This is a genomic window from Streptomyces sp. NPDC054765 (genome assembly GCF_053612065.1).
This window is the reverse complement of record NZ_JBSHBP010000039.1, coordinates 35181-51223: the sequence shown is the minus strand read 5'-3', so window position 1 is coordinate 51223 and position 16043 is coordinate 35181. Positions and strand designations below refer to the sequence as shown.

The 16043-nt window shown below is 71.9% G+C and carries 16 protein-coding genes; 14 read left to right on the top strand and 2 right to left on the bottom strand.

The window, feature by feature from the left end:
• The first annotated feature begins 63 nt into the window (after positions 1–63).
• The 11 genes from ald to der all read left to right on the top strand — a co-directional run bounded on the left by ald (position 64) and on the right by der (position 11372).
• Entirely contained in the window at positions 64–1179 is a 1116-nt protein-coding gene (ald, locus tag ACWGJY_RS23660) for an alanine dehydrogenase (protein ID WP_453262849.1), read from the top strand.
• Between the two features lie 488 nt (positions 1180–1667).
• Complete coding sequence (locus tag ACWGJY_RS23655; RefSeq protein ID WP_030078562.1) at positions 1668–2684, top strand: ParA family protein; 1017 nt, start codon at positions 1668–1670, stop codon at positions 2682–2684.
• Entirely contained in the window at positions 2669–3325 is a 657-nt protein-coding gene (locus ACWGJY_RS23650; protein ID WP_453262825.1) for a hypothetical protein, read from the top strand. The genes ACWGJY_RS23655 and ACWGJY_RS23650 overlap by 16 nt, the downstream gene beginning before the upstream one ends.
• Positions 3326–3575: 250 nt before the next feature.
• A complete protein-coding gene (locus ACWGJY_RS23645) occupies positions 3576–4658 on the top strand; it encodes a segregation and condensation protein A (protein WP_453262824.1) in 1083 nt (360 codons plus the stop codon).
• On the top strand, positions 4655–5353 hold the full coding sequence (scpB, locus tag ACWGJY_RS23640; RefSeq protein WP_453262823.1) for an SMC-Scp complex subunit ScpB: 699 nt from the start codon (positions 4655–4657) through the stop codon (positions 5351–5353). Before ACWGJY_RS23645 ends, scpB begins: the two co-directional genes overlap by 4 nt.
• Entirely contained in the window at positions 5353–6519 is a 1167-nt protein-coding gene (locus ACWGJY_RS23635; RefSeq protein WP_453262822.1) for a pseudouridine synthase, read from the top strand. The genes scpB and ACWGJY_RS23635 overlap by 1 nt, the downstream gene beginning before the upstream one ends.
• 350 nt (positions 6520–6869) lie before the next feature.
• Positions 6870–7232, top strand: coding sequence for a chorismate mutase (aroH, locus tag ACWGJY_RS23630; protein ID WP_453262821.1), 363 nt, complete (start codon positions 6870–6872; stop codon positions 7230–7232).
• Positions 7229–8314 (top strand): prephenate dehydrogenase, encoded by a 1086-nt coding sequence (locus tag ACWGJY_RS23625; protein WP_453262820.1) that lies wholly within the window; start codon positions 7229–7231, stop codon positions 8312–8314. The genes aroH and ACWGJY_RS23625 overlap by 4 nt, the downstream gene beginning before the upstream one ends.
• 86 nt (positions 8315–8400) lie before the next feature.
• A complete protein-coding gene (cmk, locus tag ACWGJY_RS23620) occupies positions 8401–9144 on the top strand; it encodes a (d)CMP kinase (RefSeq protein ID WP_453262819.1) in 744 nt (247 codons plus the stop codon).
• Positions 9141–9842 carry a lysophospholipid acyltransferase family protein gene (locus ACWGJY_RS23615; RefSeq protein ID WP_453262818.1) on the top strand — a complete coding sequence of 234 codons (702 nt, stop codon included), beginning with the start codon at positions 9141–9143 and terminating at the stop codon, positions 9840–9842. The genes cmk and ACWGJY_RS23615 overlap by 4 nt, the downstream gene beginning before the upstream one ends.
• Positions 9843–9911: 69 nt before the next feature.
• Positions 9912–11372, top strand: a complete 1461-nt coding sequence (gene der, locus ACWGJY_RS23610; protein WP_453262817.1) for a ribosome biogenesis GTPase Der — start codon at positions 9912–9914, stop codon at positions 11370–11372.
• A gap of 27 nt (positions 11373–11399) precedes the next feature.
• On the opposite strand, the gene ACWGJY_RS23605 is transcribed toward der, so the two are convergent.
• Together ACWGJY_RS23605 and ACWGJY_RS23600 are read right to left on the bottom strand one after the other, a co-directional pair.
• Complete coding sequence (locus ACWGJY_RS23605; RefSeq protein ID WP_453262816.1) at positions 11400–11744, bottom strand: hypothetical protein; 345 nt, start codon at positions 11742–11744, stop codon at positions 11400–11402.
• Between the two features lie 119 nt (positions 11745–11863).
• Positions 11864–12673: a hypothetical protein gene (locus ACWGJY_RS23600; RefSeq protein WP_453262815.1), complete on the bottom strand. Its 810-nt coding sequence runs from the start codon at positions 12671–12673 to the stop codon at positions 11864–11866.
• Between the two features lie 284 nt (positions 12674–12957).
• Between ACWGJY_RS23600 and ACWGJY_RS23595 the strand changes: the two genes are divergently transcribed.
• The 3 genes from ACWGJY_RS23595 (at position 12958) to ACWGJY_RS23585 (ending at position 16016) form a co-directional block, all read left to right on the top strand.
• Positions 12958–13530 (top strand): transglycosylase family protein, encoded by a 573-nt coding sequence (locus ACWGJY_RS23595; protein WP_453262814.1) that lies wholly within the window; start codon positions 12958–12960, stop codon positions 13528–13530.
• Between the two features lie 252 nt (positions 13531–13782).
• Positions 13783–15042: a glycosyltransferase family 4 protein gene (locus ACWGJY_RS23590; RefSeq protein ID WP_453262813.1), complete on the top strand. Its 1260-nt coding sequence runs from the start codon at positions 13783–13785 to the stop codon at positions 15040–15042.
• The gene (locus ACWGJY_RS23585) at positions 15039–16016 is read left to right on the top strand and encodes a hypothetical protein (protein ID WP_453262812.1); all 978 of its coding nucleotides are present in this window, start codon (positions 15039–15041) and stop codon (positions 16014–16016) included. The genes ACWGJY_RS23590 and ACWGJY_RS23585 overlap by 4 nt, the downstream gene beginning before the upstream one ends.
• Positions 16017–16043 lie beyond the last annotated feature (27 nt).

Genomic DNA, 16043 nt, shown 5'->3' with positions numbered 1-16043 from the left:
CGTCATGCAACGCATGAGGGGATAATTCCTTCTGCACCCTCTCTTTCAAGGACCGTGATCGACGTGAAGGTCGGCATCCCCCGCGAGGTCAAGAACAACGAGTTCCGCGTGGCTATCACGCCCGCCGGAGTGAACGAACTCGTCCGCCACGGCCACCAGGTCTTCATCGAGAAGGACGCCGGCGTCGGCTCGTCCATCACGAATGAGGAGTACCTCTCCGCCGGTGCCACCATCCTGGACACCGCCGATGAGGTCTGGGGCACCGCTGACCTGCTGCTGAAGGTCAAGGAGCCGATTGCGGAGGAGTACCACCGCCTCCGCAAGGACCAGACGCTCTTCACCTACCTGCACCTGGCCGCCTCCAAGGAGTGCACGGACGCGCTGCTGGAGTCCGGCACCACCGCGATCGCCTACGAGACCGTCGAGACGGCCGGCCGCCAGCTGCCGCTGCTCGCCCCGATGTCCGAGGTCGCGGGCCGTATCGCCCCGCAGGTCGGCGCCTACCACCTGATGCGCCAGGCCGGCGGCCGCGGTGTGCTGCCCGGCGGTGTCCCCGGTGTCGCCGCGGGCAAGGCCGTCATCATCGGCGGTGGCGTCTCCGGCTGGAACGCGCTGCAGATCGCCGTGGGCCTCGGCTTCCACGTCACCCTGCTCGACAAGGACATCAACAAGCTCCGCGAGGCCGACAAGATCTTCGGCACCAAGGTGCAGACGATCGTCTCCAACGCCTACGAGCTGGAGAAGGCCGTCGTCGAGGCCGACCTCGTCGTCGGTGCCGTCCTGATCCCCGGCGCCAAGGCCCCCAAGCTGGTCACCAACGAGCTCGTCGCCAAGATGAAGCCCGGAAGTGTTCTTGTCGACATCGCGATCGACCAGGGCGGCTGCTTCGAGGACTCCCGTCCCACCACGCACGCCGAGCCGACCTTCCCGGTCCACAACTCGGTCTTCTACTGCGTCGCCAACATGCCCGGCGCCGTGCCGAACACCTCCACCCACGCGCTCACCAACGCCACGCTGCCCTACATCGTGGAGCTGGCGAACCGCGGCTGGGTCGAGGCGCTGCGCCGTGACCCGGCGCTGGCCAAGGGCCTGAACACGCACGACGGCAAGGTGGTCTACGGTCCCGTCGCCGAGGCCCACGGCGTCGAGCACGTCGAGCTGCGCACCCTCCTCGGCTGAGGCGTCAACGAAGCGCGTCAACGCTGCATATCCGGCCGGGCCTTGTCGACAAGGCCCGGCCGGTTGCATGCCGGGCGCGCGGAACGACTTGTTCCGGAACGCCGGCTCCCAACTCGCCGTGAACGTGACCCTTTAGCCGATTCGCGCACCCCTGAAACTTCGGTCCGATGTCACTTGCGCCCTTGACATCAGGGGTCCGGATACCGACACATCGTGCCGGGTCCGGTGGATTGTGTTGCTGCGGACGCCCGACACGCCATAGAGTCGCCAACCGTCGGCATGGTGCCACGCTGACCTATCGATAAAGTTTCCTGGTCACATCCAAGGAGGTAAGACGACTTGTGAATGAGTCGACATTTACTCCCGGGGGTGGTCAACCAGGAGCGGTTGCACGGGGCCAGAGTCCCTCGGGGCTCAATGCTGTCGGCTCCGTCGCGGTCCATACCTTCGCAGCCCACCAGAGCATTTCCACGACAGCCCACCAGAGCATGGACGGCCATCACGTGAACGCCATGGCCGGCGACCGGGGCAGTGGAGAACCCGCCCGTCTCGCCGACTACGACGACCTGCCCCAGGGGCACTTCTACGATCCGGACGCGGAGTACGAGCCGGACCCGGAATACGCCGCGACGCTCGCGCCGGACGCCGCACGCCAGCGCCGGGAACGCGTCGGCCCGACCGGACGCCCGCTTCCCTACTTCCCCATCCCGGGACCGCTGTCCGACCACGGCCCCGCCAAAATCATCGCCATGTGCAACCAGAAGGGCGGGGTCGGCAAGACCACCTCGACCATCAACCTGGGTGCCGCACTTGCCGAATACGGGCGACGGGTGCTGCTCGTCGACTTCGACCCGCAGGGCGCGCTGTCGGTCGGACTCGGCGTCAACCCGATGGAGCTCGACCTGACGGTCTACAACCTGCTCATGGAGCGGGGCATGTCGGCCGACGAGGTGCTCCTGAAGACCGCGGTCCCCAACATGGACCTGCTGCCCAGCAATATCGATTTGTCAGCGGCAGAGGTGCAGTTGGTCAGCGAGGTCGCGCGCGAGTCGACCCTGCAGCGTGCCCTGAAGCCGCTGCTGGCCGACTACGACTACATCGTCATCGACTGCCAGCCCTCCCTCGGTCTGCTCACCGTCAACGCCCTGACGGCGGCTCACAAGGTCATCGTGCCGCTGGAGTGCGAGTTCTTCGCGCTGCGTGGTGTCGCGCTGCTCACCGAGACGATCGAGAAGGTCCAGGAACGGCTCAACCCCGAGCTGGAGCTGGACGGCATCCTGGCGACGATGTACGACTCCCGCACCGTGCACAGCCGTGAGGTCCTGGCGCGGGTCGTCGAGGCCTTCGACGATCACGTTTACCACACCGTCATCGGCCGTACGGTCCGCTTCCCCGAGACCACCGTCGCGGGCGAGCCGATCACCACGTACGCCTCCAACTCCGTCGGCGCCGCCGCCTATCGCCAGCTCGCCAGGGAGGTGCTCGCCCGGTGTCACGCCGAGTGAGTCTGCCGGGAGCCGACGAACTGTTCCGTACCACCGGGGGAGGGGGGCTCCAGCCCTCCAGCCCCCGCCGTCCGGCGAACGGCTCACCGGCCAACGGCGAGGCGCCCCGGGTGCCGGCGCCGGCCGGCGAGCCCGATCCGGCGGCGGACGGGCCGGAGACGGCCGCCGCGGTGCGGCAGAGACGGCCCGGGGCCGGCAGCTCGGACACCCCGGCAGCGACGGCCGGTGACGGCGGACCGGCCACGCCGCCCCGGGTACCCGCCGTCGGGCCCCCGGCCGAGCACAGCGGCCGCGAGGCGGACGCCGAAACCGCCAAGGGCCACCGGGGCCAGGCGGGCCAGGCCGGTCCGGACGCGGCCGCCGCGGCCGCGCAGGCCGGTGGCCAGGGCCGCCGGCGTGGTGGCTCCCGCGGTGCCAACCGCCGCCCCAGCGGCCGGGAGCGGCACGACGAGAAGATCACCGTCTATGTCTCCGCCGAGGAGCTCATGGACCTCGAACATGCGCGGCTGGTGCTGCGCGGCGAGCACGGGCTCGCCGTCGACCGCGGCCGGATCGTCCGCGAGGCGGTCGCCGTCGTGCTCGCCGACCTGGAGTCGCGCGGCGACGCCAGCATCCTGGTGCGGCGGCTGCGGGGGCGCTGACGCCCGACGCCTGCCGGGGGCGGGCGCGGCCGATGCGGTACGTCGTGCGCCGGTGTCATGGCTGCCCGCCGCGATGGCGGAGACGACGCAGGGCGGCCGGCACGGTGCGGAAACGTCACGGCGCGCGGGACCGGCCGCGTCGGGTCGGCCATGGCGCGGGCGCCGCGGGATAGCCTGCCTCCTCGGCGGGGTCTCCCGCCCGTGACCAGCCCGTCGCCCCCGGCACGGGACCGCAGCACCATGGACCGCGATGCCGACGACCAACGACGATGCCCCCGCGCCCCGCGCCCGTAGACCTCTGGGGCGCGGGGCGGACGCGGGGCCGGTGGCACCGGATGCGCCTGCGGCACCGGACGAGTCCGGGGCGCCGTATGAGCCCGAGGCGCCGGCCGCCGCCGCGCCCGGCCGGACGTCCCCCGAGGCGGGCGACGGCAGGTTCACCCTGCGGCTCGACAACTTCGAGGGGCCCTTCGATCTCCTTCTGCAGCTGATCTCCAAGCACAAGCTGGACGTCACCGAGGTCGCGCTGTCGAAGGTGACCGACGAGTTCATGGCGCACATCCGGGCCATGGGGCCGGACTGGGATCTGGACCAGACCACGGAGTTCCTGGTCGTCGCCGCGACGCTGCTGGACCTCAAGGCGGCCCGGCTGCTGCCCGCGGCCGAGGTGGAGGACGAGGCGGACCTCGCGCTCCTGGAGGCCCGCGATCTGCTCTTCGCCCGGCTGCTGCAGTACCGCGCCTACAAACGGATCGCGGACATCTTCAGCGGCCGGCTGGCGGACGAGGCCCGGCGCTTTCCCCGTACGGTCGGGCTGGAGCCGCACCTCGCCGAGCTGCTGCCCGAAGTCGTCATCAGCACGGGTGCCGACGGCTTCGCCGAGCTCGCGGTCAAGGCGATGCAGCCCAAGGCCCGGCCGCAGATCTACGTGGACCACATCCATGCGCCGCTGGTGAGTGTGCGGGAGCAGGCCGAGGTGGTGATGGCGCGGCTGCGGGAGGCCGGCGAGAGCAGCTTCCAGGAGCTGTGTGCGGACGCACCGGACACCCTCACCGTCGTGGCGCGCTTCCTGGCCCTGCTGGAGCTCTACCGGGAGCGGGTGGTCGTCCTGGAGCAGGAGGAGGCCCTGGGGGCGCTGAGGGTCCGCTGGACGGGCGCGGAGGGGGCCGAGCCGGTGGTCACGGACGAGTTCGACCAGGAACCGGGGCAGCGTGCCGCCGGGGCGGAGCGGGAAGCGCACCCGGAGCGGAAAGCGCACGCGGGGCAGGAAGAGCACGCGGAGCAGGAAGATTACGCGGAGCAGGAAGTGCGTATGGCGGAGGAGCGGGCATGAGCGGCGTGGCCGACGGCGGGGCGTACGACCTCACCCGGACCGGTGCGGACGGTGTCTTGGGGGAGCGGTCCGGGGCACCGGCCGGGGCGCTGGGCGTCGCCGGGCTGGCGCTCAAGCCGGCGCTGGAGGCGGTCCTCATGGTCGTCGACGAGCCCGCGACCGAGGAGCACCTCGCCAGGGTGCTGGAGCGGCCCCGCCGCGCGGTCGCGCTGGCGCTGCGCGAGCTGTCCGACGACTACGCCCGTCAGGGGCGCGGTTTCGATCTGCGGCTGGTGGCCGGCGGCTGGCGTTTCTACTCCCGTGCCGCCTACGCGGACGCGGTGGAGAGCTTCGTCCTGGACGGCCAGCAGGCCCGGCTCACCCAGGCCGCATTGGAGACTCTGGCCGTGGTCGCGTACCGTCAGCCGGTCAGCCGTTCCCGTGTCTCGGCCGTACGCGGCGTGAACTGTGACGGTGTGATGCGCACGCTCCTCCAGCGCGGCCTGGTGGAGGAGGCGGGGACGGAACCTGAAACAGGTGCGATCCTGTACAGGACGACGAACTACTTTCTGGAGCGGATGGGCCTGCGCGGCCTGGACGAGCTCCCTGAGCTCGCACCGTTCCTCCCGGAGGCGGAAGCGGTCGAGGGCGACTCCCCGGAAGGTATCCCGTCGTTCGACGTAGACGACAGCGGCGACTCTCAGACGGATCATTGATGCGAAGCAGCGGCAGGAACAACAGGGACAGCGGCCGGGGCGACCACCGCGGCACCGGTGGGGGCACCCCGCGGCCGAACGCCGGGGGGAAGAGGGACGACAAGCAGCGCGCGGGCCGTCCCCGTCCCGAGGAGCGCCGCTACGACGTGGGCGGATCCGGCGGTCCCGGGGGCTCCTCGGACCGCAAGGACGAGCGCGGCGGTGCCAAGAGCGGCGGCGCCAAGAGCAGCGGCAGCCGGGGCGCGGCGGCCCGTGGCGGTGCCAAGGGCGGCCCGCGTACCGGCGCGGCGTCCAAGGGGGCCCGCCCCGGTGCCAAGGGCGGCCCGCAGCGCGGCCGCGGCCAGGCGCCCGCGCGGCCCCGTGAGTACGACGCCCAGGTGGAGGAGCGCAACCGCGCCCGCCACAGCAAGCCGCAGGTCAAGACGCCCAAGACGTTCGGCGACCAGGAGGGCGAGCGCCTGCAGAAGGTGCTGGCCAGGGCTGGTATGGGCTCGCGGCGGGCCTGCGAGGAGCTGATCGACCAGGCGCGGGTCGAGGTCAACGGCCAGATCGTCACGGAGCAGGGCGTCCGGGTCGACCCGGAGAAGGACGAGATCAAGGTCGACGGCCTGACGGTCGCCACCCAGTCGTACCTCTTCTTCGCGCTGAACAAGCCGGCCGGTGTGGTCTCCACGATGGAGGACCCGGACGGCCGCCAGTGCCTGGGCGACTACGTCACCAACCGCGAGACGCGGCTGTTCCACGTGGGCCGGCTGGACACCGAGACCGAGGGCATCATCCTGCTCACCAACCACGGCGAGCTGGCCCACCGTCTGACGCACCCGCGCTATGGCGTCAAGAAGACCTATCTGGCCGCGATCCAGGGCCCCCTGCCGCGCGACCTGGGCAAGCAGCTCAAGGACGGCATCCAGCTGGAGGACGGCTACGCCCGCGCCGACCACTTCCGGGTCGTCGAGAACACCGGCAAGAACTACCTCGTCGAGGTCACGCTCCACGAGGGCCGTAAGCACATCGTGCGCCGGATGCTGTCCGAGGCCGGCTTCCCGGTCGACAAGCTCGTCCGTACGAGCTTCGGCCCGATCGCGCTGGGCGACCAGAAGTCGGGCTGGCTGCGCCGGATGACCAACACCGAGGTCGGCATGCTGATGCGTGAGGTCGAGCTCTAGGACCTCCGGGCTCTGCGGCGGGGGCGCACGGCAGGGAGATGCTTTGCGGTACCTCCGTACCGCCGCACCACCCCTTGACGTCACCATGACGTTAAGGGGTGGTTTTTCCTGCGCCTCAGCCGTCACCGGTTTTTGGACGCGGAACGCGGACCGTCCGGCGTCTTGGTCACTGTCGGTGGGCTACCGGTTGCCGCGCGCCACGGCCGCCCCGGCCGGCCTGCGCGTCGCAGGCGTCCCGCCGCCCGGCCGCCGCGTACGGATTGCCGGTGCGGCTGGTTACGCTGATCAGTGCGCGCACGGATGCGTGAGCGGCGCAGAACGCAGAACGCAGAACGCAGGGGAGCAGTGACGTGGCGGTACGAGCGGTCCGCGGGGCCGTCCAGCTGGAGCGGGACGACGCGCAGCACATGCAGGAGCAGGTCGGCGAGCTGCTCACCGCCCTCCTGGAGCGCAACGGCCTCCGCGCGGACGACCTGATCAGCGTGTGGTTCACCGCCACCCCCGATCTGCACAGCGACTTCCCGGCCGCCGCCGCCCGCGCCCTGGGCATCACGGACGTCCCGCTGATCTGCGCCCAGGAGCTGGCCGTCGACGGCGCCATGGAGCGCGTGGTGCGGGTGCTCGCCCATGTCGAGACCGGGCTGTCCAAGGCCGGGATCGCCCATGTCTACCTCGGGGCGGCCGGGGCGCTGCGAAAGGACATCGCGCAGTGAGGACCGCACTCGTCATCGGAACGGGCCTGATCGGTACCTCGGCCGCGCTGGCGCTCCAGGCGCGCGGCGTCCAGGTCTTCCTGGAGGACCATGACCAGGCCCAGGCCCTGACGGCCGCCGCGCTCGGCGCCGGCATGGCCGAGCCGCCCGCGGGTCCGGTCGATCTGGCCATCGTGGCCGTGCCGCCGGCCCATGTCGCCGGGGCGCTGGCCGATGCCATCCGGCGCGGGGTGGCCCGTGCCTACATCGACGTCGCCAGCGTCAAGGGCGGCCCGCGCCGTGAGCTGGAGGCGAGGGGCTGCGAGCTGTCCGCCTACCTCGGCACCCATCCGATGGCCGGCAAGGAGCGCTCCGGCCCGCTGGCCGCCACCGCCGACCTCTTCGAGGGCCGGCCCTGGGTGCTCACCCCGACCCGCGACGGCGACACCGAGGTGCTCAACCTCGCCCTGGAGCTGGTCGCGCTGTGCCGGGCCGTCCCGGTGGTGATGGAAGCGGATGCGCACGACCGCGCCGTCGCCCTGGTCTCGCACACCCCGCAGCTGGTCTCCAGCCTCGTCGCGGCCCGCCTCAAGGGCGCCGACGAGACCGCCGTACGCCTCTGCGGCCAGGGCATCCGGGATGTGACGCGGATCGCGGCCTCCGATCCCGCGATGTGGATCGACATCCTCTCCGCCAATCCGGGCCCGGTCGCCGATGTGCTGGGCGAGATCGCCGCCGACCTGGACGAGACCGTACGGTCCCTGCGCGCCCTGGAGTCCGCCGACGAGGAGAAGCGCGGCGGCGGCGCCGGCGGCATCGAGGACGTGCTCCGCCGCGGCAACGCGGGCCGGGACCGGGTGCCCGGCAAGCACGGTGCCGCCCCGGCCGCCTACGAGATCGTCGCCGTCCACATCGGCGACCAGCCCGGTGAGCTGGCCCGGATCTTCGCCGACGCCGGCCGGGCCGGGGTCAATATCGAGGACGTCCGCATCGAGCACGCCACCGGCCAGCAGGCCGGCTTCATCCAGCTCATGGTCGAGCCGCAGGCCGTGCCGGTGCTGACCGCGGAGCTGCGCGAGCAGGGCTGGTCCATCCGGCAGTGACACCGTGGACGGTGCGGTGCGGGTGAGCCAGTAACCTTGTCCGAGGCCCTTATGGCCCTTGGACCCCCGCCCCGTGTACAAGAAAGGTGTTCGTCACCGTGGAAACCGCCGCCCGGACCGCCCCGGCAGCAGTGATTGTCGCCATTGACGGCCCCGCAGGCACGGGCAAGTCCAGCACGTCCAAGGCCGTGGCCGCCAAGCTGGGCCTCGGCTACCTCGACACCGGCGCCCAGTACCGCGCGATCACGTGGTGGATGCTGACCAACGGCATCGACGTCAATGACGCGACCGCGGTGGCCGACGCGTGCGGCAAGCCGGTGATCGTCTCCGGCACCGACCCGGCCGCACCGACCATCACGGTCGACGGCCTGGACGCCGCGGGCCCGATCCGCACCCAGGAGGTCACCGCCGCGGTCAGCGCCGTCAGCGCCGTCCCCGAGGTGCGGACCCTGATCACCGATCTCCAGCGCAGCATCGCCGCCGAGGCGCCGCGCGGCATCGTCGTCGAGGGCCGGGACATCGGCATCACGGTCCTGCCCGACGCCGACCTCAAGGTCTTCCTCACCGCCTCGCCCGAGGCGCGGGCGGCCCGTCGCAGCGGCGAGCTCACGGGCAAGGACCCCCAGCAGGCGGCCGACCTGGCCGCCACCCGCGAGGCGCTGATCAAGCGGGACGCCGCCGACTCCGGCCGGAAGACCTCCCCGCTGGCCAAGGCGGACGACGCCGTCGAGGTGGACACCACCGAGCTGACGCTGGAGCAGGTCATCGAGTGTGTCGTCACCCTCATCGAGGGCGCCGGCGCCGAAAAGGCGGGGCGGGCCGCCCGGTGACCGACAGCGGCGGGGCCCCGACCGAGGCGGGCGCCGCGGTCGGCCGGCGGATCGGCATCGGCCTGATGTACGGGCTGTGGCGGCCGCGGGTGCTGGGCGCCTGGCGGGTGCCGTCGGCCGGTCCGGTGATCCTCGCCGTCAACCACTCGCACGGCATCGACGGCCCGATGCTGATGGGCACCGCGCCGCGGCCGGTGCACTTCCTGATCAAGAAGGAAGCCTTCGTCGGCCCGCTGGACCCGTTCCTGCGGGGCATCGGGCAGCTGAAGGTGGACCGCGACACCGTCGACCGCAAGGCGATTATCGACGCCCTCGGGGTGCTGGAGCAGGGCGGCGTGCTGGGGATCTTCCCGGAAGGCACCCGCGGCGAGGGCGACTTCGCCTCCCTGCGGGCGGGCCTGGCGTACTTCGCGGTGCGCTCCGGTGCCCCGGTCGTGCCGGTGGCGGTGCTCGGCAGCACGGAGCGCCACAGCCGGCTGACGCCGGCCGTGCCCCCGTTGCGCTCCCGCGTCGATGTCGTCTTCGGTGACGCCTTCGCGGCCCAGGAAGGGGCGCGAAGCTCGGCCGAGGGCGATGGCGGGCGACGGGCGGGCCAGGGCGGGCGGCGCACCCGTAAGGCGCTCGACGAGGCGACCGTACGGATCCAGGAGCGGCTGACCGCCCACCTGGCAGAGGCCAGGCGCCTGACCGGGCGCTGACCAAGACTTGAGTAGTGGGCCGCGGACGAGCGGCCCACCGATCACGATGATGAACGAGGAACGGACTTCATGAACGACCAGATCCCTACCGGCGACGAGCACGGTGCGCTTGGCGACGCCGAGTACGCGGAGTTCATGGAGCTCGCCGCGGAGGAGGGCTTCGACCTCGAGGAGGTCGAGGGCGACATCGCCGCGGCCGGCCACGGCCCACTGCCCGTCCTCGCCGTCATCGGCCGCCCCAATGTCGGCAAGTCGACGCTGGTGAACCGCATCATCGGCCGCCGTGAAGCGGTCGTCGAGGACAAGCCGGGCGTCACCCGCGACCGGGTCACCTACGAGGCCGACTGGAACGGCCGCCGCTTCAAGGTCGTCGACACCGGCGGCTGGGAGCAGGACGTCCTCGGCATCGACGCCTCCGTGGCGCTGCAGGCCGAGTTCGCCATCGAGGCCGCGGACGCGGTCGTCTTCGTCGTCGACGCCAAGGTCGGCGCGACCGACACCGACGAGGCCGTGGTCAAGCTGCTGCGCCGGGCCGGCAAGCCCGTGGTCCTGGTCGCCAACAAGGTCGACGGCCCGTCGGGCGAGGCCGACGCCGCCATGCTGTGGTCGCTGGGCCTCGGCGAGCCGTACCCGGTCTCCGCACTGCACGGCCGGGGCACCGGAGACATGCTCGACGCCGCGCTGGACGCGCTGCCCGAGGCCCCCGCGCAGACCTTCGGCACCGCCCTCGGCGGCCCCCGCCGGATCGCGCTGATCGGCCGCCCGAACGTCGGCAAGTCGTCGCTGCTGAACAAGGTCGCCGGCGAGGAGCGGGTGGTCGTCAACGAGATGGCCGGCACCACCCGCGACCCGGTCGACGAGATGATCGACCTGGGCGGCAAGACCTGGAAGTTCGTGGACACCGCCGGTATCCGCCGCCGGGTGCACCTCCAGGAAGGCGCCGACTACTACGCCTCGCTGCGCACCGCGGCGGCCGTCGAGAAGGCCGAGGTCGCGGTCGTCCTGATCGACGCTTCCGAGTCCATCAGCGTCCAGGACCAGCGCATCATCACGATGGCCGTGGAGGCCGGACGCGCCCTGGTCATCGCCTACAACAAGTGGGACACCCTCGACGAGGAGCGCCGCTTCTACCTGGAGCGGGAGATCGAGCGGGACCTCGTGCAGATCCCGTGGGCGATGCGGGTGAACGTCTCCGCGCGCACCGGCCGGCACATGGAAAAGCTGGTCCCGGCGATCGAGACCGCGCTGGCCGGCTGGGAGACCCGTATCCCCACCGGGCGGCTGAACGCCTTCCTCGGTGAGATCGTCGCCTCCCACCCGCACCCGATCCGCGGCGGCAAGCAGCCCCGCATCCTCTTCGGCACCCAGGCGGGCACCAAGCCGCCGCGCTTTGTCCTCTTCGCCTCCGGCTTCCTGGAGGCGGGCTACCGTCGCTTCGTCGAGCGGCGGCTGCGCGAGGAGTTCAGCTTCGACGGGACGCCGATCCACATCTCCGTGCGGGTGCGCGAGAAGCGCAGCAAGAAGAAGTAGCGGCGGCTCCCGGGCCGTACGGACCGTTCAGTGTCCGTGCGGCCGGGTGTCCCGCTGGGCCGGCGGCAGGGCCGCCGGGACATGCCCCCGTGGGGGGTACGGCTGCCGGCTCACGACCTCCCAGTGGCCCGCGGACGCCGGCGTACGGCTCCAGCCCCCGCCCCCGTGCAGCGCCTGCGAGGTCTCCGGCTCGTCGGTACGGTCCCCGGGCAGGGCCCGGAAGGAGCGGCGGTACTCGGCGTACAGCGCGTCATAGATCGGCGTGGCCGAACCATGGTCCGTGGTGTACGTCGTCCCGTGTTCGTGGGACGGGCGCATGCCGGGGATCGGATGGGTGTAGCGGGCGCGGGAGGAGGGGTCGTATGCGTGCACGTATGTGCCAACGACCTCGATGGCCGCGGGATGCGGCTTTCCTGCGGAAATGGCTGATCGCGGGGGCAGGACCGTCCGGAATGGCGGTCCTGCCCCCGCGATCGGGTGCCGAGGGGCGGTCAGGTGCCGGCCAGCGGCATCTCCGCGGCGACCAGGGCGCCCTTCGCCGCCGCGTCCTCCAGCGCCTGCCGCATCAGGTCCTCGCGGGGCTGGTGGCCGATCGAGCCGGTGGGCGCCGCGTACATCACCACCGACTGCGCCTTGTTGGCCGCGGCACGCCAGCCGTCGGAGACGGCCAGCGGCTGGTGGGCCTGCCACCAGGCGGCCTGCTGGCCGATGTTGCCCGGCTGCAGGACGGCGTGCAGCTTGCCCATGGCCAGCAGCGCTGACCAGCCCGGGTTCGGGCCGGGGAGCTGGTTCATGTCCGTCACGGGGTGGAAGCCCTGCTCCAGGAGCAGCGGAAGGAAGTCGTCGTCCGGACCGGCCGAGCCGGGACGGGCGATCGGGCCGTCCGGCTCGACCACCAGGGCCGGGCGCAGATCGCCCTCGATCAGCACCAGACCGCAGGTGATCCCGAGGGTCGCCTGACGCGGGGCGGTGGGGACCGGAGCGGCCGGGGAGGGCTCCGGTCCGGGTGTGAGGGGGGCGGCGTCCTCTCCGGTGATGGAGCGCACGGCTCCCTGGAGCTGCTCCTCCGACACCGGGACGACCTGCGAGGGGATGCAGGTGGCGTGGGCGAACGCGAGCACCGCGGTCTCCTCGCCCACGAACAGGACGGTGCTGGTGCGCTCCTGTTCGCTGTCCCCGGGGGTCCGGCAGGAGGTGCAGTCGTAGCTGCCGGGGGCGTCGCCACCGGCCAGCAGGCGGTCGGCTTCTTCGTCGCCGATCTCGGCGCGAACGTCGTCGCTGACGTCGAGCATGCGCGGCACGGGTGGCTCCTCGATCTCTGTGCGTCTGCCGGGTGGTCTCCCGGCTCGTACAAGGACAACGGGTGACCTGCGGCAGGAGTCACGCGAGGACGGGAACAGAATCGAACCAATCGGCGCACAGCGGAAAACCGCGGAAAGCCACCAGAGAAGTGGTCACATAACGCCAACTCTTGCGCAGAACTTGATGCAGTCGGCGGCGTTCCGTACACCGGACCGGGTGGGGGCGGGGGGTCGAGGGCGTGGCGCGCTGGTCGGCGCCGGACGGCTGCTTACCGTCACCGGCTATGTCGGACAACTCTTCGGCGCCACGGCGCTTCGTGGGATCCGTCGGGCTGCTCACCGCGGCGGCCGCTGCCCTGGTTCTGTGCCTGCCCGGCGCCGCCGCCGCCGACGGGCCGGACGACGGCGGCGGTGCCGGCGGCAAGACCTCGCACGCCTGCGCGGGCGACCAGTGGCCCTGGGGCTGCCTCGCCCACTGCGAGAGCAGTGGTGACTGGCACATCAACACCGGCAACACCTTCTACGGCGGGCTGCAGTTCTGGCAGCCCACCTGGGAGGCGTACGGCGGCCTCGCCTTTGCGCGGCGGGCCGATCTCGCCACCCGCGACGAGCAGATCGAGATCGCGAAGCGGGTGCAGGCGACCCAGGGCTGGGGCGCCTGGCCCGAGTGCGCCCGGCGCTACGGGCTGACCGGCGACAGCCGGACCCATGCCGTACGGCAGGGGGAGACGCTCGGCAAGATCGCCCGCAAGTACCGCGTGAAGGGCGGCTGGCAGGCGCTCTACGAGGCCAACCGGACTGCCGTCGGACAGAGCCCGGACCGGCTGTCGGTCGGCACCCGGCTGAAGGTTCCGTAGGAGGATCCGGGCCGTGGCCCGCCGGAAGGCCTGGTAACCCGCCGGACGCGGAGGGGATTTGGTGCCATGAGGTTCCGTGTCACGACTACCGATGACCTAACTTTTACGGAACAACTTGGCGAAAGACCCAACCAGGAACCCGTTTTCGCGGTCCTCAGGTGTAGCAGGGGATGCGTCGCACCATCGGGAGGGGGGTGCGACGTGTCCACGGGGAGACCTGAACGACCGGAAGACCAGGGGACACGGGGACGGATGCACATCTCATTCCTGATACACAATGCCTACGGCATCGGGGGGACGATCAGGACGACGTTCAACCTTGCGCGTACGCTCGCCGAGCACCACGACGTCGAGATCGTGTCCGTGCTGCGCCACCGCGACGACCCGGTCTTCGACCTTGGCCCGCGCGTCGCGCTGCGGCATCTCGTGGACATCAGGGAGAACGGCCCCGGCTATGAGGGCGCGGACCCCGCGCACGCCCGGCCCGCCAGGATATTTCCCGCCGCCGAGGGCCGTTTCGGCCAGTACAGCGAGCTGACCGACCGCCGGATCGCCCAGCATCTGCGCCGGACGGAGACGGACGTGGTGGTCGGCACCCGTCCCGGACTCAATGTGCACATCGCCAAGCAGGCGCGCCGCGGCCCGGTCCGGATAGGCCAGGAGCATCTGACCCTGGACACCCACAGCCGGGCGCTCAAGCTGGCCCTGCGCAGCGCCTATCCGCGCCTCGACGCGGTCACCACCGTCACCGAGGCCGACGCCCGCGCCTACCGCCGGACCCTGCGGCTGCCCGGTGTGCGTGTCGAGGCGGTGCCCAACAGCGTGCCGGCGTCCGCGCTTGCGCCCGCCGACGGCAGCGGCAAGTGGGTCGTCGCGGCCGGCCGGCTCGCCCGCGTCAAGCGCTATGACGTCCTCATCCGCGCCTTTGCCCAGGTCGTCGCCGAGCGCCCCGACTGGCGGCTGCGGATCTACGGCGGCGGCACCGAGAAGGCCGCTCTGCGCGCACTGATCCATGAACTCGGCCTGTACAACCACGTCTTCCTGATGGGCCCCGCCAACCCCCTGGAGCCCGAGTGGGCCAAGGGCTCGATCGCGGCGGTCTCCTCCAGCCTGGAGTCCTTCGGGATGACCATCGTCGAGGCCATGCGCTGCGGGCTGCCGGTCGTCGCCACGAACTGCCCGCACGGCCCCGGCGAGATCATCGACGACGGGGTGGACGGCACGCTGGTGCCGGTCGGCAATCCGGAGGCACTGGCCGGCTCGCTGCTCGCGCTGATCAACGACGATGCCGCCCGCAAGCGGATGGGCGCGGCCGCGCTGGCCTCGTCGGCCCGCTTCGACCCCGCCGCAGTCGCCGGGCGCTATGAGGCGCTCTTCGGGGAACTGCTCGCCTGCCGGCGGGACAACCGGCTGCACGGCAGCCTGCATCGCGCCCGGGGAGCCCTGCTCGGCGGCGCATACGCCACCAAGGATGCGGCCCGCGCCGCGCTGAGAGGGGTGCGGACGGTATGACGGCGTCGAGTCAGTTGACCGCGACCGGACACGAGACGAAGGAGTCCTCTGCCATCGATCAGGAACCCATGGTTCCGGCGAGCACGGGACCCGACGGCCCCGGGCGGCCGGGGGAGCCGGGCGACGAGGCGGCACCGGTGGAGCTGAAGGCCGACTGCATCGCGGATTCCGCGGGCGGCCTCACCTTCGACCTGAACGCCCCTCAGGACACCCACACCGCCTGGAGCGCGGCGCTGGTGCTGCGACTGCGCGGCGGCGACGGAGCCGATGACGAGGTACGGCTGCCGCTCGGGCCGAACGGCGCCGGGCGGCTGCGCGCCGTACTGCCCAGCACCGTCGCCCTCGCCGAGGGCCGCTGGAACGCCTACGCCGATTTCGGCGACGGCCGGGACCCGCGGCGCCTGCTGCCGGGCGTCAACGACCTGCGGTCGCTGGTGGACCGCCGGCCGCTGGCGGGCATCGGCCGGCTCGGTGTGCGTATCCCGTACGCGACCAAGTTCGGCAATCTCGCGCTGCGCAGCTGGCTGCGCGGCCCGCACGCCGAAGCCGGTGACCTCCTTGTCGCGTCCGACGGCGTGACCGTCGCCGGCCGGATCTACGGCGCCGCACCGGGCCCCGGCGCCTGTGCCGAGGCCCGCGTGCGCCGCGCCCCGGCCGGCTCGGACGCCGTGGTGGCCACGGTCACCGTCCCGCTGACCGTCGAGGGCGCGGAGTTCACCTTCACGCTGCCCTACGAGGAGCTGGCCGCCCGGTGGGAGCACGGCAGCGAGCCATGGGACCTGTGGCTGCGCCCCGCGGAGGGTGCCCGGCCAGTGCGCATCGCCCGCCTCCTGGACGATGTCGCCGACAAGAAGCAGGTCTTCAGCTACCCCGCACTGCCGGTGCCCGCCGACGCGGGAGAGCTCAGGATCGGCCCGTATTACACGCTCGACAACGACCTGGCCCTACGGGTCGCAGGGCCTGCCGAGAGCTGACGGAGCGCCGGCTGCGGTCCCGGTGCC